Here is a 21,465-nt window from a genome sequence, read left to right as displayed (position 1 = left end):
CGGATGTGAACGAGATACTTCCCGTCACTTCCAAGCCTCGGGCAACCCCGTGACGCACACCCCGGCACGATAGGCCGAATGCATGATTACCCGCTCGAAACCTCTGGGGTGGACGGCGTGGCGGCTATGTCATATCGCAAGGAACCCTCTTTCGAGAACGGCAGAGTGAACATGCGCGGAAAACGACTCCGAACGCGATTCACCGTCATAGCCATCTCCCTGCTGGTCCCGGTCTGCGCGGCGGTAGGGGCCTTCGCGATACAGGCCTCCTCCAGTCGGCTCCAGGTCGAAGGGCTCAGCAGCAACGGTGTGTTGGGCCGAGCCGACGTCCGCAATCCGCGCCTTGCCGTCACAGCCGAGGAAGGGGCCGACCTCGCCGGGCTGGAGGTGCGGCTCGACGGCAATCCGGTGCACACCCACCAAGCCGGCGGCCGCCTCATACTCGACATCCCTTCGTTCGCCGAGGGGAAGCACGAACTGACGGCCACATCCCGCAGTGGCATGCCGTTCCTGGACGACATGTCCCGGACGTTCACCGTGGACACCACCGCCCCGAAACTGCGGCTGTCGCCCGCCCGAGCCACCGGGCCCGGCGCACCGGTGACGGTACGCGGCCGGGTCGAGGACGCCGGCGAGGTGAAGGTCTCCATAGCCGGTGCTCCCGTGCCCGTCGGCGACGACGGCACCTTCTCCCGCCGGTTCGAAAAGCCCCCCGCCCGTATCGAGGTGGTGGCCACGGACGAGGCCGGCAACGTCACCGCCGAGCACGTGAACGCGGTCGCGCCCTATCCCCTCACCCGGGCCGCGCACCTGACCGCCATCGGCTGGTCCTCGACTGAGGTCCGCAACCCGGTTCTCCAACTCGTCAAGGACAAGAAGCTCAATGCCGTCGAACTCGATGTCAAGGACGAAAACGGCGAGGTCGGCTACGACTCCTCGGTGCCGCTGGCCCGTGAGATCGGCGCCGTGAAGGACCGCTACGACGCACACAAGGTGATCGAGACCCTGCACGGCATGGGAGCCCGCGTCATAGGCCGCATCGTTGCCTTCCGCGACCCCATCCTGGCCGAGGCGTCCCACCGTCAGGGCAAGGACCACCGCCTGGTCCAGGCCCCTGACGGCAGCCCGTACGACGGCGGCCACTACGGCACACTCTCGTTCACCAACTTCGCCGACCCCGAGGTCCGCCAGTACAACATCGCTCTGGCCACCGAAGCGGCCAAGCTGGGCTTCGACGACATCCTCTACGACTACGTGCGCCGCCCCGACGGGAAGCTCTCCACGATGCGCTTCCCCGGCCTGGGTGACCAGACCCCCGAAGAGTCCATCGCCGAGTTCGTCGCCGACACCCAGCGCCGCATCCAGCCCGAAGGCAAATACCTCGGGGTTTCGGTCTTCGGCATCGCCGCCACCCGGCCCACCGAAATCGCCCAGGACATCCCCGCCATGGCCCGACACGCCGACTACATCGCCCCCATGGTCTATCCCTCGCACTGGGCCGCCGGTGAGTACGGGGTCGCCAGTCCGAATGACAGCCCGTACGAGATCGTCGACCGGTCGCTGGCCGACTTCGCCAAGCAGGTCAAGGGCACCGGGGCCACGGTCGTCCCCTGGCTCCAGGACTTCTCCCTGGGCGTCCACTACGGACCCGCCGAAGTCGCCGACCAGATCAGAGCTGCGGCCGGGGACGGCATGAACTCCTTCCTGCTCTGGAACGCCGGAGCCACGTACCAAGAGGCGGCGCTGACCACCCTGCGATGACAAGAACCTGGATCTCCAGCAGTGGGTCAAAGGTCGTTCACCAGTACGGCCGCCCCGTCGAAGCGCCCGGCCTTGAGGTCCCGCAGGGCCTCGTCGGCCCGTGTCAGGGGATAGGTGTGGGTGGTGGCGTGGATGCCGTGGCGGGCGGCCAGGGTCAGGAACTCGCGGGCGTCCTCACGGGTGTTGGAGGTGACGCTGCGTATCTGCTTCTCGTAGAACAGGTCGCTCTCGTAGTGCAGGGGCGGTGTGTCGCTGAGGTGGATGCCGGCGATCGAGAGGGTGCCGCCGCGGTCCAGGGCCCGCAGCGCGACCGGCACCAGATCGCCCACCGGTGCGAACAGGATCGCGCTGTCCAGCGGCTCGGGCGGCGCGGCGTAGGCGTCCTGTGCGGAGGCGGCGCCCAGGCCGAGCGCGAGCCGGCGGGCCGCCGCCCCGCGGGTCATCACGTGCACGGTGGCGCCCTCGGCCAGCGCCAGCTGCGCACACAGGTGGGCGCTGCCCCCGAACCCGTACAGACCGAGGCGTCCGCCCGGCGGCAGCGCCGCTCGCCGCAGCGCGCGGTAGCCGATGATCCCGGCGCACAGCATCGGTGCGAGTGCCACGTCGTCGACGCCGTCCGGCAGGCGGTGGGCGAACGCGGCAGGGACCGTCGTGTACTCGGCGTAGCCGCCGTCCGCGTCCCAGCCGGTGTACCGCGAGGCGGTGCACAGGTTCTCGGCCCCGCGCGAGCAGTACCCGCAGACGCCGTCCGTGCGCCGCAGCCACGCCACCCCCACCCGGTCCCCGGTCGCGAAGCCGACGACCCCCGCCCCGGACCCGGCCACCACGCCCACGACCTCGTGCCCGGGCGTCACCCCCGCCAGGTGCACCGGCAGATCCCCCTCGGTCACATGCAGGTCGGTGCGGCACACCCCGCAGGCGCGCACCTTCACGAGGAGCTCGTCCCCGCCCGGCACGGGTACCGGTTTCTCCACGAGTCGCAGGCCGTTCTCCTCGACCGGTCCCGGCGTCACCACCGACCACGCACGCATCGTCACGTCCGCCATTCCGCACCCCGTCCGCAGCGTCGAAAGTGTGCCGAGGCCCTTCCCGTCCAGTCTGAAACGGACCCGGGCGTTCGGCGCGCGCTTCGCCGTATGCATGACTAGCGTGAGGAAACGGACCATCCGCCGATTCGGGAGAGGGCCGCAGCCATGGCCGTACAACCTGAGGGAACCCCCTGTTGGGCCGATGCGATGTTCGGCGACGTCGAGGGAGCGAAGAGCTTCTACGGTGACGTCCTCGGCTGGACCTTCGGCGAGGCGTCGTCGGAGTACGGCAACTACACCCAGGCCTATGCGGACGGCAAGGCGGTCGCCGCCGTCGTACCGCCGATGCCGGGCCAGGATGCCCCGTCGCAGTGGTGCCTCTACTTCGCCTCACCGGACGTCGCCGCCACCGCCGCCAAGATCAGGGAGAACGGCGGCGAGGTGTTGATGGAGCCCATGCAGGTCGGCGAGTTCGGCACCATGTGCATCGCCCGCGAGCCCAGCGGCGCCGTCTTCGGCCTGTGGCAGGGCGGCACCCACGAGGGCTTCGAGGCGACCGCCGTGCCGGGCGCCTACGGCTGGGCCGAGGTCTTCACCCGTGACCCTGAGAAGGCCGACGCGTTCTTCAGCGGGGTCTTCCCGTACACGGCGCAGCAGGTCGTCGACGACAATGTCGACTTCCGCATGTTCAACCTCGGCGACAACACGGTCCTCGGCCGGATGAAGATGGGCGAGGAGTTCCCGCCCGAGGTGCCGTCGTACATCAATCTCTACTTCGTCGTCCCCGACTGCGACGACGCGGTCGCCAAGGCCACCAAGCTCGGCGGCGCGCTGCGCTTCGGGCCGATGGACAGCCCCTACGGCCGGTTCGCGGCGATCAGCGACCCGCAGGGCGCGAGCTTCTCGGTGATCGACATCACGAGGACCGAGGGAGAGGTGCCCAAGACGAAGGACGTCTAGGACGTACGAGGGTGTCTCCCTGACGGTGGTCGAGGTCCCCGTGCGCCCGTGGCATGATCGAGGCCATGCGTGAACGTGTGGTGGCCGCGTGCGACGGGGCTTCGAAGGGAAATCCGGGACCGGCGGGCTGGGCATGGGTGGTCTCCGACGACTCCGCGACCCCGGCCCGCTGGGAGGCCGGGCCGCTGGGCACGGCAACCAACAACGTCGCCGAACTCACCGCCCTGGAACGCCTGTTGGCGGCAACCGACCCGGACGTCCCACTCGAGGTCCGCATGGACTCCCAGTACGCCATGAAGGCCGTCACCACCTGGCTGCCCGGCTGGAAGCGCAACGGCTGGAAGACCTCCGCCGGCAAGCCGGTCGCCAACCAGGAACTGGTCGTACGCATCGACGAACTGCTGGATGGCCGCACGGTCGAATTCCGTTACGTGCCCGCCCACCAGGTCGACGGCGACCCGCTCAACGACTTCGCCGACCGCGCCGCCAGCCAGGCCGCCAAGGTCCAGGAGCCCGCGGGCAGCGACCTCGGGTCACCGGCCCCGCCGCCCTCCCCGGACACCCCGAAGGCGAGCGCCCCGCGCCGCAAGCAGGCCGCGTCCCCGCAGCGTACGGGCTCGTCGTCCCGCACCATCAAGGCGAAGTTCCCCGGCCGCTGCCTGTGCGGCCGTTCCTACGCGGCCGGTGAGCCCATCGCCAAGAACGGGCAGGGCTGGGGACACCCGGAGTGCCGTACGGCGGAGGCCGGTTAGGGCCGGGCCGTACGGCACACCGTTCAGGAGCGGGCGCAGGTCAGGTGACCACGCCGCGCCACTCCCCGGTCTCCTGGCCGCGCGCCTCGATGAACTTCTTGAAGCGCTCCAGGTCGCCCTTGGTCTGCCGCTTCACGAAGCCGAGCTTGTCGCCGACCTGTTCGGCGACGGTGTCGGGATGGAAGTCCATCTGCAGCATGACCTTGGTGTGGTTGTCGTCGAGGCGGTGGAAGGTCACCGCCCCGGCCTGCCGGGCCTGACCGGCGACGGTCGTCCAGGCGACCCGCTCGTCCGGGATCTGCTCGGTGATCTCCGCATCGAACTCGCGGTGCACGCCGTTGACGCTGGTCACCCAGTGCGTGAGCGTGTCGGTGCGCTGTTCGATGCGGTCCACGCCGTTCATGAACTCGGGGAACGTCTCGAACTGAGTCCACTGGTTGTAGGCGGTGTGCACCGGGACGCCGACCTCGATGGATTCCTCGACCTGCGACACGGGTGAACCCCTCCTTCGCTCTCACATCGGTTGCGTCCGGCGCGGGTACCCCTGACCTGCGGAGCAAACCACCGTGCCCCGGCCGTCAGTCGGTGTCGAAGGTGTAGTGGGCGGTGTGGTCCAGCAGATCGGCGGGCCGTACGTCGTTCCACGGCTTCATCGTCTCGTCGAGGTCGACCACGTCCGGCGTTCCGCCGGTCGGCAGATAGCCGGAGCCGGGGTGGCGCCGCTGCCACTCGGCCCACAGCTTGTCGATGTAGGCGTGGTGGAGCCAGAACACGGGGTCGTTGGGGGAGACCCCGGTGGCCATCTGCCCGCCGACCCACACATGGACCCGGTTGTGCAGGTTGACGCCGCGCCAGCCCTCCAGGTGGTTGCGGAAGCCGTCCGAGGCGCTGTTCCACGGTGGCATGTCGTACATCTCTGTGGACAGCACCGACTCGACCTCGGCCCGAGTCGGCAACTCCCTTACATTCGAACCCAGTTGGCGACGCAGGAACGTACGGCCGTCGACCCGCACGTTGATCGGCCAGTTGCCGGCGGACGCGGCGAACGGGCCGTCCATCACCTGGCCGTCACGGGCGCGCCCGGTGCCTCCGAGGAAGTCCGGTGCCCACAGCGAGGAACGAGGTGAGCGGTCGGTGCTCCAGTCCCAGTAGGGCAGCGCGACCGACGCGTCCACCGACTGCAGTGCGCTCTCGAAGTCCAGCAGGAATCTTCGGTGCCAGGGCAGGAAGGACGGTGAACGGTGGCCGGTGCGTTCGCCGTTGTCGGTGTCGCCGAGGATGAAGGCGTTGTGGGTGGTGACGAAGGCGTCGTAGCGGCCGCTGCGCTTGAGTTCGACGACGGCTGCGACGAAGCGCCGCTTCTCGTCGGCGGTCAGGCTCGCCTGGTTCTTGCGGACGGTCATGGTGCGGGTGCTCCCAAAGGGGTCGCGGGACGGGTCAGTTGGCGGGGAGGGGGACGAGCCGGGCGCCCTGCAGCTCGTCGACGGCCGCACGTGCCGCCGCGTGCGGTGTGGGAACCGGGGCGTAGTGGCTGACGACGCTGATCCAGGTGCTGTCGGCGTTCTGCATCACGTGCAGTTCGACCCCGTCGACGAGGACGGTGTAACCCATGCCGTGGTGGTGCCCGCCGCCGGAGGCCGGCCGGCCCTGTATCCGGCGGCCCTTGTAGACCTCGTCGAAGGGCTCGGGGGAGCCGGGGTGCTGGTGGTCGGCGGCGGTCGCGGAAGGGGTGGTGGCGGTGTGGGCGGCGGCGGCCGCGGTGAGGGCGGCCGCCGCGGTGAGGGCGCGGCGTCGGGTCAGGGTCGGCACAGGGGATCTCCGGGGTTCGTTCGGTTGACGACCCGGAATGCCTATCGGCCCCGCCGAGAGCAGGAGAAATCCGTCGAGCGCGGTTGGCTGCGATCAGGACAATTGCCGACATGTTGTACAAGACTGAACGAAGATGATCTTGCCGTGGGAGATGCCCCGCGACACCCGGAAGGGGAAATTCCTTCTCATCGCCCCCGGTGTTCCAGGTGGTCCTTGGCGGGCGGGTGCGCCGTCAGTGGCCTGCCTCACCTCGGGAAGCTGACGCGATCCGGTTGCCCGACCTGCACACCCGCACCAGGGGCACCCGCCGTCGCGGGACCGGCGCCCCTCTTGGGTGAATGGCAATTCACCGGCTAAGGTGAATTGTCATTCACCCGTACTTTCGCCACATCGCTGCTGGAGTGCCGATGGATCAGCCAGGCCCGATACCCCGCACCTCCGGAAGAGGAGCCCTGCGTGACCGGCTCACGATTCCGGTGCTGGCGTTCGGCGGCATCCTCATGGCCGTCATGCAGACCGTCGTCGTACCGCTCCTGCCCGATCTGCCGCGGCTGACGGGCGCCTCCGCCGGCACGGTCTCCTGGATGGTCACGGCGACCCTGTTGTCCGGCGCCGTGCTCACTCCGGTACTGGGCCGGGCCGGCGACATGTACGGCAAGCGCAGGGTGCTGACCTCGGCCCTCGTCCTGATGACCGTCGGCTCGGTGATGTGCGCCCTGTCGTCCGACATCGTGGTCCTCATCGCGGCCCGCGCCCTGCAGGGTGCCGCCGCCTCCGTGGTGCCGCTGTCGATCAGCATCCTGCGCGACGAGCTGCCGCCGGAGCGCCGTGGCTCCGCGGTGGCGCTGATGAGCTCCACCGTCGGCATCGGCGCCGCCCTGGGCCTGCCGCTGGCTGCGCTGGTCGTGCAGTACGCCGACTGGCACACCATGTTCTGGCTGACCAGCGCCCTCGGCGCGCTCGGCGTGACGGCGGTGTGGTGGGCGGTCAAGGAGTCGCCCGTGCGGCAGCCCGGCCGCTTCGACGTACCAGGCGCACTGGGGCTGGCCGCAGGACTGGTGTGCCTGCTGCTGGGCGTTTCGCAGGGCGGGCAGTGGGGGTGGGGGAGCGTGCGTGTCGTCGGCCTCTTCCTCGGCGCCGTCGTCGTACTGGCCCTGTGGTGGTGGCAGCAGCTGCGCACCGAACTCCCGCTGGTCGACCTGCGGCTGGTCTCCAGGCCGCGCGTGGGCCTGTCGCACGTGGCGGCGCTGCTCACCGGGTTCGCCTTCTACGCCAACTCCCTGGTGACCGCCCAGCTCGTGCAGGCGCCCAAGGCCACCGGGTACGGGCTCGGGCTGTCGATCGTGGAGACCGGACTGTGTCTGCTGCCCGGCGGCGTCACCATGCTGCTGTTCTCATCCGTCTCGGCCCGCATCTCCGCGGCCCGCGGCCCCCGCATCACCCTCGCCCTCGGGGCCGCGGTCATCGCCTGCGGTTACGCGGTGCGCATCGCCGACAGCCGCGACCTCTGGATGATCATCCTGGGGGCTACGGTGGTGTCGACCGGCACCACCCTCGCCTACTCGGCGCTGCCCACCCTGATCCTGCGTGCCGTCCCGGCCGAGCAGACCGCCTCCGCCAACGGCGTCAACGTCCTGATGCGCACCATCGGCCAGGCCGTCTCCAGCGCCGCCGTCGCCGCCGTACTGGTCCACCACACCAGCCTGGTGGGCTCAGCCCCCGTGCCCACCCTGCACGGCTATCTGCTCGCCTTCGGCCTCGCCGGCGCGGTCGCCCTGACGGCCAGTGCCGCAGCCCTGACCATCCCGGGCGACGCGACCACGGGCGGGACACCCCGTGCCCGCGGGCGGGCCCGGGATCCCCACGACGAGGCGCTGGAGGGAGCATGAGTGCCGTGAGCACTCCCCCCACCACCTCCGCGCCCGCCCGCCGGGACGCCGAGGCCACCAAGACGGCCATCCTCAAGGCGGCCCGACACCTGCTGGCCCGCCACGCCCACGCCGACATCACGCTCAAGGCGGTCGCCGAAAGGGCCGGTGTCAGCGCGCCGTTGATCCTGAAGTACTTCGGCAACAAGGACACCCTCTTCGCCCGCGTCATGTCCTTCGAGACCGACGCCGAGGCCCTGCTCGACGCGCCGCTGGACGAACTCGGCCGGCACATGGTCCGCCATGTGCTGGTCAGCCAGTCGCAGCAGGGCGCCGACCCGCTCCTGCGGATCGTCTTCGCGCCTTTGCACGGCGCGCAGGGCGACATCCTGCGCACCAACTTCCGCACCCAGGTCACCGACCGCCTCACCGAACGCCTCGACGGCCCCGAAGCGGGCCTGCGCGCCGAGCTGGCCGTCGCGAACCTGCTGGGCCTGGGGGTGATGTACGGCATCGCGCGCGGCACCCATGTGCGGGGCGCCGCACTGGAGGAGATCGTGGCCCGCTACGCGCCCGCGCTGCAGACGCACCTCACACCGGGCGGCGGAACCCCACGGCCGTAGTCACGAACCGCTCGGGGCCTCTCCCCACAGGAGACATGACCGGCCCTCGGCTGCGCTCAATGCAGCAACCGGTCCAGGAATCCGTTGCCGAACACGCGGTGCGGGTCGAGCCGGTCCAGGATCCCGGCCGCCTGCCCCCATGCCGCCTCGCCCAGCGACGCGGGCACCGTCTGGCCCAGCACCTCCTCGTCGCTCCAGGCGGACTCGTCCGTGTAGGCCCAGCCCTTGGACCACTCGACCCGGGTGAGCGCGTGCTCCCCGTCGAACGTGCGCAGCAGGAACTGCTCGAGCTCGCGCAGGAAGGCCTCCGCGTACGGCGTGCCGGGTAGCGTCAGGACGTCCAGCCACACCGCCGTGTCCCACTCCGGGTGCGTGTCGCTCTGCCGCAGCGCCGACAGCAACGGGGCGCGGGCACCGTCCAGTCCGGCATCGGCCGGGTCGTCGAGGCCGGTCACCCGGATCTCCACCGAACCGTTCACCGGGTAGCGGCCCAGCGCCGCGTACGCGGCGAGCCGCTCGCGGTAGAAGGATGTGAACTCGGCGACCACGCGCTGCACTTGGGCCCGCGTGGTGAGCATGGCGTAGCCGTTCGCGGTCACCCGCAGCGTCGTCGGCCTGATGTAGAGCAGGGTGTTCTTCGACGGCCCCCAGATGTCCGCCGACAGCGTCGTCACCAGTCCGAGCGCCGCCACGTCGTACTGCGCGTTGCCCAGCACCGGAGCCAGATACCAGGCCGCGTCCGAGGTCATCCGCCCGACCAGGTCCGCCACCACGGTCGGGACGTTGTCGGAGAACGGGTAGTTGTACGGCGATGTCACATGCCGCGAGGTGAGCGGCCGCGTCGGTGCCACGCTCCACACCTTGAACCAGGGGCACTCGGTGAACGCGAACCAGATCGCCTCCACCCGCCCAGACGTGTCGAGGTAACTCGCGAGGGTGCGCCCCCCGGTACCGGGCGCCGCGAAGAGCTCGGAGGCCGGGATGTCCGTACGGCTCACACACCGCAGATCGGCGTTCGCGCCCACCCGCAGCACGACCTCCGTCACCAGCGCCCGTCCCAGGTGGGTGAGGAGAGCGGCACAGTCCGCCTCGTCGCGCTCGTGCCTCCGCAGCACATACGCTCCGGAGCTCCCGTCCCACACGACCGCCGTCAGCGACAGCACCAGATTGCTGAGCGAGCCGTACGTGTGCCCGGGCAGCCGCTGCTCGCCCTGCGCCGGTACGGCGGTGCCGTGCGCGTCGACGGCGAGCGCGCCGCCCAGGGTGAGATCACCGGGAGCGGGCGCGGCGGTGACCCCCAGGCCGTGCGCCTCCAAGTAGGTGAGCAGGGCCTCCATCGTGACGCCGGTGCCGGCGCGCACCGAGCTCGCCGAGTCCAGGGACAGGCCGGTGAGATGAAGGGCGGTGTCCACGAGCAGGACGGGAGCGTCCGAGGCGGTGCCCTCGGTGATCGTCAGCGGCGACCAGCCGTGCGCGGAACCCCGGGCGCGCACCCTCCAGCCGTGCCGCCAGGCCCAGTTGACGACCTCGACCACCTGATCCGCGGCGGCCGGAGCACAGGCCCACAGCCCGTCCGCGGTGATCTCGCCGACCCAGTTGCGGTACGCGGAGCGGTACAGGGCGACATCCGCCGGGAACTCCGGCAGCTCCTGCGCGGCGACCGCCGGGTCGGCCGCGATCAGCACGGGGACGGCGGCCAGCGCGGCCGCGCCCGCAAGGAAGCCGCGGCGGCTCAACGACGAGTTCTCCGCCCCGGACGATAAGTTGCTCGCTGAACAATCAGTCACGGGTTCACGCTAGGGGGGCGTTGACACATGCAGGATTCTTGTCCAATGCCATCACTCGTCCGAGTGAATGTTTCACAGGCGGCGCTCCGGAGCGGTCGATTCCGTGCAGAGGCGTGACGAATGACAGACTGACGCCATGGACGAGCGCACATTCGGTAGGTCGGGTCAGCACGCATCCGTCGTCGGTCTGGGCACATGGCAGCTGGGCGCCGACTGGGGAGACGTCGACGACAAGGAAGCTCTGGCGGTGCTGGAGGCGGCGGCCGAGTCGGGGGTGACCTTCTTCGACACCGCCGACGTGTACGGCGACGGGCGCAGCGAGCAGACCATCGCCGCGTTCCTCAGCGGCAGGCCGGACCTGCATGTGCTGGTCGCCACGAAGATGGGCCGCCGCGTCGAGCAGATCCCCGAGAACTACGTCCTCGACAACTTCCGTGCCTGGAACGACCGTTCACGGCGCAACCTCGGCGTCGACCGCATCGACCTCGTACAACTGCACTGCCCGCCGACGCCCGTGTACTCCACGGACGCGGTGTTCGACGCCCTGGACACCCTGGTCGAGGAGGAGCGCATCGCGGCCTACGGCGTCAGCGTGGAGACCTGCGCGGAGGCGCTGACCGCGATCGCCCGGCCGAACGTGGCGAGCGTCCAGATCATCCTCAACGCCTTCCGTATGAAACCGCTGCGCGAGGTCCTCCCGGCCGCGCAGGAGGCGGGCGTCGGCATCATCGCCCGGGTCCCGCTCGCCTCCGGCCTGCTGTCGGGCAAGTACACCAAGGACACCGTCTTCCCGGAGAACGACCACCGCACCTACAACCGGCGCGGCGAGTCCTTCGACGTCGGCGAGACCTTCTCCGGCGTCGACTACGCGACAGGCGTCGAGGCGGCCGCCGAGTTCTCCGCGCTGGCGCCCGAGGGCTACACCCCGGCCCAGCTCGCGCTGCGCTGGATCGTGCAGCAGCCCGGCGTGACCACCGTGATCCCCGGCGCCCGCTCACCCGAGCAGGCCCGCGCCAACGCGGCCGCCGCCAAGCTCCCGCCGCTCACTGACCAGACGCTCAGTGCCATCCGCGACCTCTACGACCGCCGGATCAAGGACCAGGTGGAAGGCCGCTGGTAACCGCGGCAATCGGCTCACGGCTCCAGGAGCAGCTGCCACTCCTGCTCCTGGTCGCCGGAGACCGAGCCCTGGTCCTGGGCCGTGAAAGCGTGGGTGAGCGTCTCGCGCGCCCGCGCCACCGCCACGGGGGAGCCCTGCACGGTCAGCGTCACCGCCCCGGACAGACGGCCGACGGGACCGGGCTCGGACGGCCGGCCTGCCGGATCGTGCTCGAACCTCGCCGTGTGAACGGTGACCTCGTCGTCGGCGGGAAGCTCCTCCTTCGGTATTCCGAAGGCGGGCTCCAGGACCCGCACGACCGCGCGTGCGTCCGCGGCGGTGCCGCCGCTGACGGTGACCGTGAGCTCGCTGCCGGACATGGTCGTCGGACTCCTCGGGTGGTCGTCGTACGCCATGCGCTCCGTGTAACCGACTGTTGATCGCCCAAACAGGGTCCGATTGCGCACGGCCCGGTCAATCCCGCGCGAACAGGGAACCCGGGTCAGGTAGACATCCGGGGCGATCGAGCCGGGAGGAACCTTGCCGGCCACAAACAGCGGAGCAGAACTGAACGAGTGGGGGCGGCACGAGACCGAGGAGGAGCGGGCCGACCGGAAGTGGGGTGAGCTGATCCAGGAGGTCAGGGTCGCCCAGACCGGGGTGCAGATCCTGTTCGGTTTCCTTCTCACCGTGGTGTTCCAGCAGAAGTACGACTCGCTGGCACACACCGACAAGACCATCTACATCGTGACCGTGGTGCTGGGCGCCGCCGCGACCGGAGCGCTGATCGGGCCCGTCTCCCTGCACCGCCTGGTGTCCGGGCGGCGGGTCAAGCCGCAGGCCGTCGAGATGGCCTCCCGGATGACCTTCGTCGGCCTGGCGCTGCTGCTCGCCACCATGACCTCCTCACTGGTGCTGATCCTGCGGGTCGCCACCCACAACGGGGCCGTGACCTGGATCGTCGCGGCAGTGGTCGCGTGGTACGCGCTGTGCTGGTACGGGGTGCCGCTGTGGACCCGCCACCGCCATACGGAGTGACACGCGCTGAAGGCGAGACACGCGCACACGGGCCCCACCAGCACTCGGACGGTCTCCGGGAACCGGGTGGTGCGATCACGTGCACCCCAGGCCGAGGCGGACGGCGGAGTGCAGGACAGCAGTACGGCTACTCAGCCCCGCCCCGGCCCGGATCCTCAGTTGCCGCCGCGCAACGCGCTCAGGCACATGACGATGGCCTGCTGGAGCTCCTCCAGACGCTGGACCATGTCGTCCTCGACGAAGTCCTGCACATCGTCGAAGGTCAGCTCCTCGAACGCCTTGGTCGCCTTCTGCAGACTGCTGTAGAACTTCGTCCGCCGCTCCTGCACACGCAGTTCGGGATCGGCCTCCACGGCCTCGGCGACGAGGGACTTCATGGTGTCGTAGGCCTCGCTGGCCCACTCGCCGGTGTCCTCGTCGTCCTCGAGCTCGTCGATGAGCGACAGGTGCCGCTCGGCCTCCTGGCGCAGGTCGACCGGCGCGTCGATGGTCTGCCCGGCGGGCGTCTTGACCTGCCCCGACTCAGCGATCTGACGGACATAGCCGATCCGGTCGGCGGCCCGGCTCTCGGTGGCGACGGCCTTCTTCAGGTCGTCGGTACGCACGACGTCCCGCGCCAACTCCGCCTGCAGCTCCGGGTCCTCACGGACCCGGTCGAGCAGCGCCTGGCGGGCCGCCCGGGCGGTCGAGGGGTCGGCGAGGATCGCGGCGCGCAGGGCGGTGGGGTTCTCGGCGACCTCCAGGGCCTTCGTCGGCCGGATGCCCTCCGCCTCGGCGGCCTCCGCGATGGCGGTGCCGCGCTCGGAGGTCGCGCTGTTGCGGGACACGTAGTAGCTCAGCCACACGTCAGCGTCCGGCAGCTCCACCTCCTGGCCCGGCGCCAGCGCCTCGAAGTGCGGAACCATGCCGTCGTCGGCGGCCCGGTCCCAGGCCTTGTAGTACCGCATGACGCGCTCGGGAGAGCACCCGGCCAGCTCCGCGAACTCCTTCGCGGACACCTTCGGCGTCTCCTCCGCGCCCTGCCCACCGGGCCGTACGCTGCGCGCCACCATCAGGCCGAAGGCCCAACCTCCGGTCCGCGCGTACACGCCGAACTCGCGCGCGTCCCGCGCGACGAGGTCGGACAGCGGGGCGGGGGACGACTCGGACGGGACGATCGCTAGGGTCACGGACGACTCTCCTGTGCAAAGCTGGTCGGACTGCAGAAGTGCAGACCGGCAGCCTATCCGGACCCGTCCGCCGGACTTTCGCGATCAGCCGAAGGCGTCCCGCAGCGCCGGCAGCAGCGTCTTCTCCGCCCAGTCCAGGTACGCCGGCTGGGACTCGCCGCCGATCTGCACCAGTGCGACCTCCCCGAAGCCGGCCTCGGCGTACGGGCGTACGGCCTCGACGAAGTCGTCCGGGTTGTCGCCGCACGGGATCGACGAGGCGACGTCGTCATGGGTGACGAACTGGGTCGCCGACTCGAAGGCATCCGGGTGCGGCAGCTCGGAGTTGACCTTCCAGCCGTTGCCGAACCAGCGGAACTGTGCGTGCGCGCGCTTCACCGCCGTGTCCCGGTCCGGGTCGTAGCACACGGGCAGCTGGCCCACGCGCGGCTTGCCTTCACCGCCGTGCCGGTCGAACGCCGTCAGCAGGCCCGCCTTGGGCTCGGTGGCGATGACCAGGTCGGCGAGCCTGCCCGCCAGAGCGCAGGACTGATCGCCGGAGACGGCGATGCCGATGGGCGGCGGTTCGTCCGGCAGATCCCACAGCCGGGCCGACTCCACGTCGAAGTGGGTGCCGCGATGGTTGACATGGCCGCCCTCGAAGAGCGCCCGGATGATCTCCACCGCCTCCTCCAGCATCTCGTGGCGCACGTCGACGGACGGCCAACCGCCGCCCACCACATGCTCGTTGAGGTTCTCGCCGGAGCCCAGTCCCAGCCGGAAGCGGCCCTCGGACAGCAACTGCATCGTGGCCGCCTTCTGCGCCACCACCGCCGGGTGGTAGCGGACGCTCGGACACGTCACATACGTCATGAGCGGAATGCGCGAGGTCGCCTGCGCCGCCGCGCCCAACACGCTCCACGCATACGGCGAGTGACCCTGCGAGCGCAGCCAGGGGAAGTAGTGGTCCGAAGTCACGGAGAAGTCGTAGCCGGCGCCCTCGGCCCGCACCAGATGGTCGACAAGGTCACGGGGGCCGGCCTGCTCGGTCATCATCGTGTATCCGATTTGCACCATGACCGCCGAGTCCCCGGTACGGGCAGCGGAAAACAGCCCTCGATCCGCCGCCGGTCACCGGGGAGGATGCCTCCATGAGCGCTCGCCCGCTGCCCGTCGGCAGCCCCGCCGCCCAAGGTGTCGACGCCGCCGGCGTCCACGCCTTCCTCGACGCCCTTGAAGCCGCTCCGGACATCGAACCGCACAGCCTGATGATCATGCGGCACGGCCGGCTGGTGGCCTCCGGCTGGTGGGCGCCGTACACCTGTGAAAGACCGCACCTGCTGTACTCCCTGAGCAAGAGCTTCACGGCGACGGCCGCCGGGATCGCCGCCGATGAGGGACTGCTCAGCTTCGACGACCCGGTGATCTCGTACTTTCCCGATTTCGACGCCGACATCACCGACCCGCACAGTCGCGCCATGCTGGTACGGCACGTGGCGTCGATGGCCAGCGGGCACGAGGCGGAGACCCTGGACCAGGCGCTCGCCGCCGACCGCGCGGACCTGGTGCGCGGCTTCCTGCTGCTGCCGCCCGAGCGGGAGCCGGGGAGCGTCTTCGCCTACAACCAGCCCACCACCTACACCCTCGCCGCGATCGTCCAGCGTGTCACGGGTCAGCCGCTGACCGAATATCTGCGCCCACGGCTGCTGGACCCGCTCGGCGTGGGCGAGACGGCCTGGCTGCGCGACCGGTCCGGCCGTGAACTGGGCTTCAGCGGGCTGCACGCCACCACCGACGCCATTGCCCGGCTCGGCCAGTTGTATCTGCAGGACGGGGTGTGGGAGGGCCGGCGCCTGCTGCCCGAGGGGTGGGTGGCCGAGGCCACGCGCCCGCACATCGGCAACGGCGACGGTACGGCTGCGGGCGCGCTGTCGGACTGGCAGCAGGGCTACGGCCTCCAGTTCTGGACCTCCCGGCACGGCTGTCGCGGTGACGGCGCGTACGGGCAGTTCTGCCTGGTGCTGCCCGAGCACGACGCCGTGATCGCCACGACCGCGGCGACCGAGCAGATGCAGCAGCTGCTCGATCTTGTCTGGCAGCACCTGCTGCCGGCCTTCGGCCCCGCACCGCTACCGGGCCGCGAGGACGAGGACACGGCCCTGCGGGAGCGGCTGACGCGGCTCGCGCTGCCCCCCGCCGCAGGAAAGCCCGTACCGCCGGAGCGGGCGCAGGACTGGGCGGGCGCCGACTTCACCCCGCACGGCGGCATCTGCGCGGACCAGCCGAAGCTGACCGGGGCCGGGGTGACGAGGAGTGCGGACGGCTGGGCCCTGTGCCTCACCGAGAACGGTCACGAACTCGGCCTGCAGGTCCGGGAGGGCGACTGGACCGTCACCGGCGAGCCGCTGCCGACCGCGGTGAGCGGCGGATGGACCGACGCGGACACCCTCGCCGTGGACGTCGTGTTCCTGGAGACACCGCACCGGCTGACCGTCACGTGCTCACTGCCGGAGCGCACCTTCACAGCACGGTGGCACACCACTCCGCTGCACGGTCCCCCGCTGCGCGCGATGCGCGCGCCCCGGGCCTCAGCCTGACGTCACCCGGAAGGTCCGCAGGAAGGTGTCCAGCGCCTGCCGGTTCGCGGCGTCGTTCCAGTCGGCGGCCGGAGTCGTCCAGCGCAGCGAGAAGCCGCGACCGCCGCCGAGCAGGAAACCGCGCCCGAAAGTGCGCACCCGCGTGCCGTCGGCCTGGGAGAGCCACTCCATGTCGGCGGCCTTGTGGCCCTGGTACGTCGTGGCCTTGATCTCGCCGATCCGCTGAAAGCCGTCGTCCTTCTCCAACTGGGGCTCGACGTCGTCGCGCCAGACGGAGACCGGGTCGGGGCCCACGACGGTGCTGTAGGTGACCGCGAGGGTGCGGGGATCGCCGTCCGCCCCGAAGGTCACGCGGGTCGAAAGGTCGCCGACGCGCGAGGTGTCCACCCGTTTCCAGTCCTTGGGGAGGGCGACGGAGAAGCCCTCGGGTGCGGTGTAGCGGTGGAAACCCGGCGGCAGCGCGCCGGCCGATGCGGAGGAGGGGGAGGGCGCGGAAGTCGTCTGTGATGCGGTCGGCGTGGGTGACGCGGACGGGCTGGAGTTCCTGCCGTCGGTGCGGCTGTCCGGCGGCGTGGCGGACGCGGTGGCGGAGACCGACGGCTGGGGCGCGGTGTCGGTCGAGGACGTGCCGGTGCCCGGCAGTTGATCGATGGCGGCCAGCACGGCGGCCGTCACGGTCACGACGGCCAGCGCGGTCCCGATGGCCATGGTGCGTCTGCTCCAGCCGGGGGCGGCATGGCAGGCGGCGGTGTACACGCCGCGCAGCCGGGGCCGCGCCACGGTGGCCGAGACCGTGTCGGGATCCTCGGTCAGGACGCGGGTGAGGGCCTCGCGCACCACCGGGCGGGTCAGCCGCTCCCTCGAGTTCTTGCGGAGCAGCCCCTGCACGGTCGGGGTGAGGGGCCCGGCGTGCACCGGGGTGCGCAGCGGAAGCCGGTCCACGCCCTTCAAGGTGGCCTCGGGACGGTCCCGGTCCCGGAACGGAGGACGTCCCTCGACCATGGTGTAGAGAATCGCGCCCAGCGCCCACAGGTCGGCCGCCGGCCCGATGCGCTCGTCACGGGCCTGCTCGGGGGAGGCGTACGACGGCGCCGAGAGCCTCGGTGCCAGGGTCGCGCCGGCCAGGCCGAAGCCGGTGACCACGATCCCGCCCCGCTCCTGCACATAGACCTGGCCGGGGCTGAGTTCGCCGTGGGTGATGCCCTCGCCGTGCGCCGCCTCCAGCACATCGAGCAGCTCCAGCCCGATACGGGCCGCCCGCACATAGTTGAACGTGCCCTGCTGGGCGACGAGTTCGCTCAGGGGCGTCCCGTCGATCCATTCGGTCACGGTCCACAGCGTGCCGTCCTGCTCCACGGCGTCGACGACCGTCGCGACCGCGCCGGGGCACATCAGCCCCATGGTCTCCGACATGCGGATGACACGGGCGGTCGCCCGGGGCGCGGCCTCGGCGTCCGGGTCGTCCGGGAGCGCGATCTGGGTGAGGAGATAGGCCCGTCCGACGTTGACGTCCTTGCCGTACCAGCAGATGCGGTTCGTCTCCTGGTGGACGACATCGACGAGCCGGTACCTTCCGGCAACCAACTCGTGCGTGAAGACATGCGCCTTGACCATGGCCATCCCTCGTCGTACCCCTGGGTCTCACCTTTCACAGAGGTACGGGGAGCGCGATGGGGTGTGTTCAAAGGATCCACAAATCATCGGCGCCCACGGGTCCGGAAACTCAGCGCAGCCCGAAGCGTTCCGCCCATCCCGTGACATCGGCGGTCGTCGCGTTGCCCCCGCACACGACCAGTCCGAGCCGTGCGCCCTCACCGACCCGCTCCAGGACCTGGCGGGCCGCGGGCAGCAGACAGCCGGCCGCGGGTTCGGCCCACACCTTGGCATGGTCGGCGAGGTCGAGCGTGCCCTGCACCGCCTCCCGGTCCGGCACCACGAGCACCTCGTGGACCAGCGCGGACACATGGTCGTAGGTCAGCTGCGAGACGGAGGGTGCGCTGAGCGTGCTCACGAGGGACGACAGGGCGACCGGCACCGGGCCGCCCGCCGCCAGCGCCTCCGTCATGGCCTGCGCGCCCTGGGTCTCCACACCCCAGATCCGTACCTCGGGCCGCCGGTCCCGCAGCGCCGTCGCGACGCCGGAGATCAGCCCGCCGCCCCCGATGCTGACGAGCACATCGGTGACGTCACCCGCGTCGGCGGCGAACTCGAGGCCGACGGTGCCCTGTCCGGCGACCACCACCGGGTCGTCGAAGGGATGGACCAGCGTCAGCCCCTCTTCCTGCAGCCGCTTCATCAGCGCGAACGCCTCGTCCATGGCGTCCGTCAGCCGCACCGACGCTCCCGCGGCCCCGGCGATCTCGATCGCGCGGGCGGGTGCCGAGCGCGGCATGACCACGGTGGCCTTCACATCGAGGGCGGCGGCCATGACCGCGACGGCGATCCCGTGGTTGCCGCCGCTGACCGCCACGACTCCGGCGGCCCGCTCGCCGGCACTCAGCGACAGCAGCTTCGCCGTCGCGCCGCGCACCTTGAACGACCCGGTGCGCTGCAGCAGTTCGAGCTTGACGGTGACCGGGATTTCGAGCAGCGCGGCCAGTCCCGGGCTCGGCAGCGTCGGCGTACGCACGACGTGCCCGGCGATGCGCTCGGCCACGGCTTCGACCTCGGAGATCCCGATCAAGACAGTCACCCTTCCGGCACGGGGGAGACGAGGGTCCGTCCCCCTTCGCACCCTGACGCCGGAGACGGCGTAGGTCAAACGCTTTGGCGTTCCTCATGGCGGCGAGGGGCGGCGGCGCCCACCGCCGAGCGCGGCGGGCCCCGCGGACCCGTCAGAGATCCCGCCGCAGCAGATACTCCAGCAAGGACCGCAGCTCCTCCACCGGCCGTGCCGACAGTGCGACATCGGCCAGAGCCGCCTCCACCGCGGCGATGTGCGCACGCGCTTCGGCCAGTGCCTCCGTCCGGCCGCCCAGCGTCTCGATCAGCGCGGCCGCCTCCGCGGGGTCCCCGCCCGCGTCCAGAAGTGCGGCGAGTCGGCGGGACGCGGGGGCGCCGGAGCCGAGTGCGGCCAGCACGGGGAACGTCTTCTTCCGTTCCCGTAGATCGCCGTGCACGGGCTTCCCGGTGACCGCGGGGTCGCCCCAGATGCCCAGGACGTCGTCGACGACCTGGAAGGCGATCCCGAGGTGCCGCCCGGCACGGTCGAGGGCGTCGACCACCGAAGGGGCCGCGCCGCCGAGCAGGGCACCGAGTGCGGCGGCGCAGCCGAGCAGCGCGCCCGTCTTGCACTCGGCCATCGCCCGGTACTCCTCCAGCCGCACCCGCTGCGGCCCCGTCCACGCGCGCGCGGCGAACAGCAGGTCGTCCGCCTGGCCGCGTACCAGGTCACCCAGTGCCACCGACAGCACCCGCACCGCCTGCGGCCCGCCCGGTGCCGCGGCGAGGGTCTCGACGGCCAGCGCGAACAGGGCATCGCCCGCGAGGACGGCGGGTCCGGTGCCGTACGCCTTCCAGACGGTGGGTCGGCGCCGCCGGGCCGCGTCGCCGTCCATGATGTCGTCGTGCAGGAGGGAGAAGGTATGCACCAGCTCCACGGCGACTGCCGCGGGCACCCCGGCCCGCCCGTCCGCGCCCGTGGCCTCGGCGCCCAGCACGGCCAGCGCCTGCCGCACGCCCTTCCCGCCGGACGCGCCGGTCGGCTCACCGCCCACCTCGCACCAGCCGAAGGAGTAGGCGGCCATCTCACCCACCCACGGATGCATGCGCCCCACGGCCTCCACCAGCGCGGGGCGTACCAACTCGCGGCAGCGGTGGAGGACTTGGGTCGCCCCGGCCGGTGCCCGCAGCGTCGAGGGGAGTGCCGTCACCGTACGACCTCCGCAGCCACGCCGAACTCCTGCTGCGCCCGCGCCACCATCTCCCGCGCATGCCGCAGCCCGATCCGCTCCAACTCCGCTGCCAGTTCCGCCAGTTCGGCCGCCGTGTCGTCGCGGTCGCGGCCCAGCCGGGCCAGGGACTTGGCCAGTCCCAGCCGCGCCAGCGCCTGCCCGCGCGGCTCGCTCATCGCACGGAACTCCGCAAGAGCCTGCTCGTACAGGTCTCGCGCCTCGGCCCAGCGCCCCGCCCGGTACAGGACGTTGCCGCGCATCTTGTGGTTGTAGGCCAGCGCGCTGGACAGCTTCATCGCCCGGCAGGTCCTCTCCGCCTCGGACAGCAGCGCCAGCGCCCGCTCGACGTTCCCGTCCCGCACGGACACGAGGTCGGCGAGGCCGCGCAGCGCCCAGGCGTGGCCGCGCCGGTCGTCGGCGCGCGAGGCTATCTCGGCCGCCTCCTCGAACAGCGCGTACGCGGTGTCGTACTCACCCGTGTTGCGGTGGATCTGCGCGATGCCCTCCAGCGCCCACACCGTGTGCCGCGCCTCGCCCCGCCGCCGGGCCTCCGCCAGCAGCTGCTCGTGCAGTCTGCGGACGGCCTGGTAGTCGCCCTGGATGCGGCCGGTCTCGGCGAGTCCCGCAAGGGAGTATCCGCGTACGACGACGTCACCGCCCCGTTCGCCGAGTTCGGCCGCGAGCCCCAGCAGCCGCCGGGCCAGCGGGAAGGCGCCGCGCTGCCGGGCCAGCGTGCCGCCGCTCCACAGCGCCCACGCCATCGCCGCCGTGTCCCCGGCCGCACGGGCCGCACGGTAGCTCGCCTTCCACGCCCGGTCGGCGTCGCCCACCTGGCCCAGCCGGCGGTGCGCCTCGGCCACCGCGAGGCCGGAACGGGCCACCTCCCCGTGCCGCCCCGACCGCTCGGCCGCTCTCAACTCCCTTGTGCCGACGGCCAGTACCTCGGTCAGCGAGGAGTTCACGGAGAGGGTGTTCAGGGCGCCCTGGTATTCCGGGGCGAATGCCTTGCCGTACATGAGTCCCTTTCGGTGGCCGGTATACACGCCATCTATACATTCCGCGTATACATGGTGTGTATAGAGCGTCGAAAAATGGGCCCTGA

General features: G+C 71.0%; 20 protein-coding genes. 8 read left to right on the top strand and 12 right to left on the bottom strand.

Annotated elements, in window-relative coordinates:
• Positions 1-171 precede the first annotated feature (171 nt).
• Positions 172-1,761: a putative glycoside hydrolase gene (locus tag AB0N07_RS22625; protein WP_365837721.1), complete on the top strand. Its 1,590-nt coding sequence runs from the start codon at positions 172-174 to the stop codon at positions 1,759-1,761.
• Between the two features lie 26 nt (positions 1,762-1,787).
• On the opposite strand, the gene AB0N07_RS22620 is transcribed toward AB0N07_RS22625, so the two are convergent.
• Complete coding sequence (locus tag AB0N07_RS22620) at positions 1,788-2,792, bottom strand: zinc-binding alcohol dehydrogenase family protein (protein ID WP_365837740.1); 1,005 nt, start codon at positions 2,790-2,792, stop codon at positions 1,788-1,790.
• A 162-nt stretch (positions 2,793-2,954) separates the two neighbouring features.
• Here AB0N07_RS22620 and AB0N07_RS22615 point away from each other — a divergent pair, with 162 nt between their 5' ends.
• Together AB0N07_RS22615 and AB0N07_RS22610 are read left to right on the top strand one after the other, a co-directional pair.
• On the top strand, positions 2,955-3,749 hold the full coding sequence (locus AB0N07_RS22615; protein WP_365837719.1) for a VOC family protein: 795 nt from the start codon (positions 2,955-2,957) through the stop codon (positions 3,747-3,749).
• A 53-nt stretch (positions 3,750-3,802) separates the two neighbouring features.
• Positions 3,803-4,501, top strand: coding sequence for a ribonuclease H (locus tag AB0N07_RS22610; RefSeq protein WP_365837717.1), 699 nt, complete (start codon positions 3,803-3,805; stop codon positions 4,499-4,501).
• Between the two features lie 40 nt (positions 4,502-4,541).
• Here the strand turns inward: AB0N07_RS22610 and AB0N07_RS22605 are convergent, their stop codons facing one another.
• The 3 genes from AB0N07_RS22605 to AB0N07_RS22595 form a co-directional block, all read right to left on the bottom strand.
• Positions 4,542-4,994 (bottom strand): SRPBCC family protein, encoded by a 453-nt coding sequence (locus tag AB0N07_RS22605; protein WP_365837715.1) that lies wholly within the window; start codon positions 4,992-4,994, stop codon positions 4,542-4,544.
• An 85-nt stretch (positions 4,995-5,079) separates the two neighbouring features.
• Positions 5,080-5,904 carry a tyrosinase family protein gene (locus tag AB0N07_RS22600; RefSeq protein ID WP_365837713.1) on the bottom strand — a complete coding sequence of 275 codons (825 nt, stop codon included), beginning with the start codon at positions 5,902-5,904 and terminating at the stop codon, positions 5,080-5,082.
• Between the two features lie 34 nt (positions 5,905-5,938).
• Complete coding sequence (locus AB0N07_RS22595; protein WP_365837711.1) at positions 5,939-6,310, bottom strand: tyrosinase cofactor; 372 nt, start codon at positions 6,308-6,310, stop codon at positions 5,939-5,941.
• Positions 6,311-6,717: 407 nt separating this feature from the next.
• Here AB0N07_RS22595 and AB0N07_RS22590 point away from each other — a divergent pair, with 407 nt between their 5' ends.
• Together AB0N07_RS22590 and AB0N07_RS22585 are read left to right on the top strand one after the other, a co-directional pair.
• On the top strand, positions 6,718-8,199 hold the full coding sequence (locus AB0N07_RS22590; RefSeq protein ID WP_365837709.1) for an MFS transporter: 1,482 nt from the start codon (positions 6,718-6,720) through the stop codon (positions 8,197-8,199).
• Positions 8,196-8,801 carry a TetR family transcriptional regulator gene (locus tag AB0N07_RS22585; protein WP_365837707.1) on the top strand — a complete coding sequence of 202 codons (606 nt, stop codon included), beginning with the start codon at positions 8,196-8,198 and terminating at the stop codon, positions 8,799-8,801. The genes AB0N07_RS22590 and AB0N07_RS22585 overlap by 4 nt, the downstream gene beginning before the upstream one ends.
• A gap of 56 nt (positions 8,802-8,857) precedes the next feature.
• Here AB0N07_RS22585 and AB0N07_RS22580 read toward each other — a convergent pair whose 3' ends face one another.
• On the bottom strand, positions 8,858-10,537 hold the full coding sequence (locus tag AB0N07_RS22580) for a cholesterol oxidase substrate-binding domain-containing protein (RefSeq protein WP_365837705.1): 1,680 nt from the start codon (positions 10,535-10,537) through the stop codon (positions 8,858-8,860).
• Between the two features lie 187 nt (positions 10,538-10,724).
• Between AB0N07_RS22580 and AB0N07_RS22575 the strand changes: the two genes are divergently transcribed.
• A complete protein-coding gene (locus AB0N07_RS22575) occupies positions 10,725-11,708 on the top strand; it encodes an aldo/keto reductase (RefSeq protein WP_365837703.1) in 984 nt (327 codons plus the stop codon).
• Positions 11,709-11,722: 14 nt separating this feature from the next.
• Here AB0N07_RS22575 and AB0N07_RS22570 read toward each other — a convergent pair whose 3' ends face one another.
• On the bottom strand, positions 11,723-12,067 hold the full coding sequence (locus AB0N07_RS22570) for a hypothetical protein (RefSeq protein ID WP_365837701.1): 345 nt from the start codon (positions 12,065-12,067) through the stop codon (positions 11,723-11,725).
• Between the two features lie 160 nt (positions 12,068-12,227).
• On the opposite strand from AB0N07_RS22570, the gene AB0N07_RS22565 reads away from it, so the two are divergent.
• On the top strand, positions 12,228-12,725 hold the full coding sequence (locus AB0N07_RS22565) for a DUF6328 family protein (protein WP_365837699.1): 498 nt from the start codon (positions 12,228-12,230) through the stop codon (positions 12,723-12,725).
• Positions 12,726-12,880: 155 nt separating this feature from the next.
• Here AB0N07_RS22565 and AB0N07_RS22560 read toward each other — a convergent pair whose 3' ends face one another.
• Complete coding sequence (locus AB0N07_RS22560) at positions 12,881-13,894, bottom strand: hypothetical protein (protein WP_365837697.1); 1,014 nt, start codon at positions 13,892-13,894, stop codon at positions 12,881-12,883.
• Positions 13,895-13,978: 84 nt separating this feature from the next.
• The gene (locus AB0N07_RS22555; RefSeq protein ID WP_365837695.1) at positions 13,979-14,950 is read right to left on the bottom strand and encodes an LLM class F420-dependent oxidoreductase; all 972 of its coding nucleotides are present in this window, start codon (positions 14,948-14,950) and stop codon (positions 13,979-13,981) included.
• A gap of 74 nt (positions 14,951-15,024) precedes the next feature.
• Here AB0N07_RS22555 and AB0N07_RS22550 point away from each other — a divergent pair, with 74 nt between their 5' ends.
• On the top strand, positions 15,025-16,470 hold the full coding sequence (locus tag AB0N07_RS22550; protein ID WP_365837693.1) for a serine hydrolase domain-containing protein: 1,446 nt from the start codon (positions 15,025-15,027) through the stop codon (positions 16,468-16,470).
• Here the strand turns inward: AB0N07_RS22550 and AB0N07_RS22545 are convergent.
• The 4 genes from AB0N07_RS22545 to AB0N07_RS22530 form a co-directional block, all read right to left on the bottom strand.
• Positions 16,462-18,090: a serine/threonine-protein kinase gene (locus AB0N07_RS22545; RefSeq protein ID WP_365837691.1), complete on the bottom strand. Its 1,629-nt coding sequence runs from the start codon at positions 18,088-18,090 to the stop codon at positions 16,462-16,464. The two genes, AB0N07_RS22550 and AB0N07_RS22545, sit on opposite strands and share 9 nt — an antisense overlap.
• Positions 18,091-18,193: 103 nt before the next feature.
• On the bottom strand, positions 18,194-19,153 hold the full coding sequence (locus tag AB0N07_RS22540; RefSeq protein WP_365837689.1) for a threonine/serine dehydratase: 960 nt from the start codon (positions 19,151-19,153) through the stop codon (positions 18,194-18,196).
• A gap of 151 nt (positions 19,154-19,304) precedes the next feature.
• Entirely contained in the window at positions 19,305-20,342 is a 1,038-nt protein-coding gene (locus AB0N07_RS22535) for a polyprenyl synthetase family protein (protein ID WP_365837687.1), read from the bottom strand.
• Entirely contained in the window at positions 20,339-21,379 is a 1,041-nt protein-coding gene (locus AB0N07_RS22530) for a tetratricopeptide repeat protein (RefSeq protein ID WP_365837685.1), read from the bottom strand. Before AB0N07_RS22530 ends, AB0N07_RS22535 begins: the two co-directional genes overlap by 4 nt.
• Positions 21,380-21,465: the final 86 nt, after the last annotated feature.

This window comes from Streptomyces sp. NPDC051172 (assembly GCF_040682555.1).
GTDB lineage: Bacteria > Actinomycetota > Actinomycetes > Streptomycetales > Streptomycetaceae > Streptomyces.
The sequence above is the reverse complement of the archived record's forward strand: the minus strand, read 5'-3'. Positions and strand labels throughout refer to the sequence as shown.

Coding starts and splice junctions, on each gene's coding strand:
- AB0N07_RS22625 (WP_365837721.1), top strand. CDS start 172: ATGCGCGGAAAACGACTCCGAACGCGATTCACCGTCATAGCCATCTCC.
- AB0N07_RS22620 (WP_365837740.1), bottom strand. CDS start 2,792: ATGCGTGCGTGGTCGGTGGTGACGCCGGGACCGGTCGAGGAGAACGGC.
- AB0N07_RS22615 (WP_365837719.1), top strand. CDS start 2,955: ATGGCCGTACAACCTGAGGGAACCCCCTGTTGGGCCGATGCGATGTTC.
- AB0N07_RS22610 (WP_365837717.1), top strand. CDS start 3,803: ATGATCGAGGCCATGCGTGAACGTGTGGTGGCCGCGTGCGACGGGGCT.
- AB0N07_RS22600 (WP_365837713.1), bottom strand. CDS start 5,904: ATGACCGTCCGCAAGAACCAGGCGAGCCTGACCGCCGACGAGAAGCGG.
- AB0N07_RS22590 (WP_365837709.1), top strand. CDS start 6,718: ATGGATCAGCCAGGCCCGATACCCCGCACCTCCGGAAGAGGAGCCCTG.
- AB0N07_RS22585 (WP_365837707.1), top strand. CDS start 8,196: ATGAGTGCCGTGAGCACTCCCCCCACCACCTCCGCGCCCGCCCGCCGG.
- AB0N07_RS22575 (WP_365837703.1), top strand. CDS start 10,725: ATGGACGAGCGCACATTCGGTAGGTCGGGTCAGCACGCATCCGTCGTC.
- AB0N07_RS22570 (WP_365837701.1), bottom strand. CDS start 12,067: ATGTCCGGCAGCGAGCTCACGGTCACCGTCAGCGGCGGCACCGCCGCG.
- AB0N07_RS22555 (WP_365837695.1), bottom strand. CDS start 14,950: ATGGTGCAAATCGGATACACGATGATGACCGAGCAGGCCGGCCCCCGT.
- AB0N07_RS22550 (WP_365837693.1), top strand. CDS start 15,025: ATGAGCGCTCGCCCGCTGCCCGTCGGCAGCCCCGCCGCCCAAGGTGTC.
- AB0N07_RS22545 (WP_365837691.1), bottom strand. CDS start 18,090: ATGGCCATGGTCAAGGCGCATGTCTTCACGCACGAGTTGGTTGCCGGA.
- AB0N07_RS22530 (WP_365837685.1), bottom strand. CDS start 21,379: ATGTACGGCAAGGCATTCGCCCCGGAATACCAGGGCGCCCTGAACACC.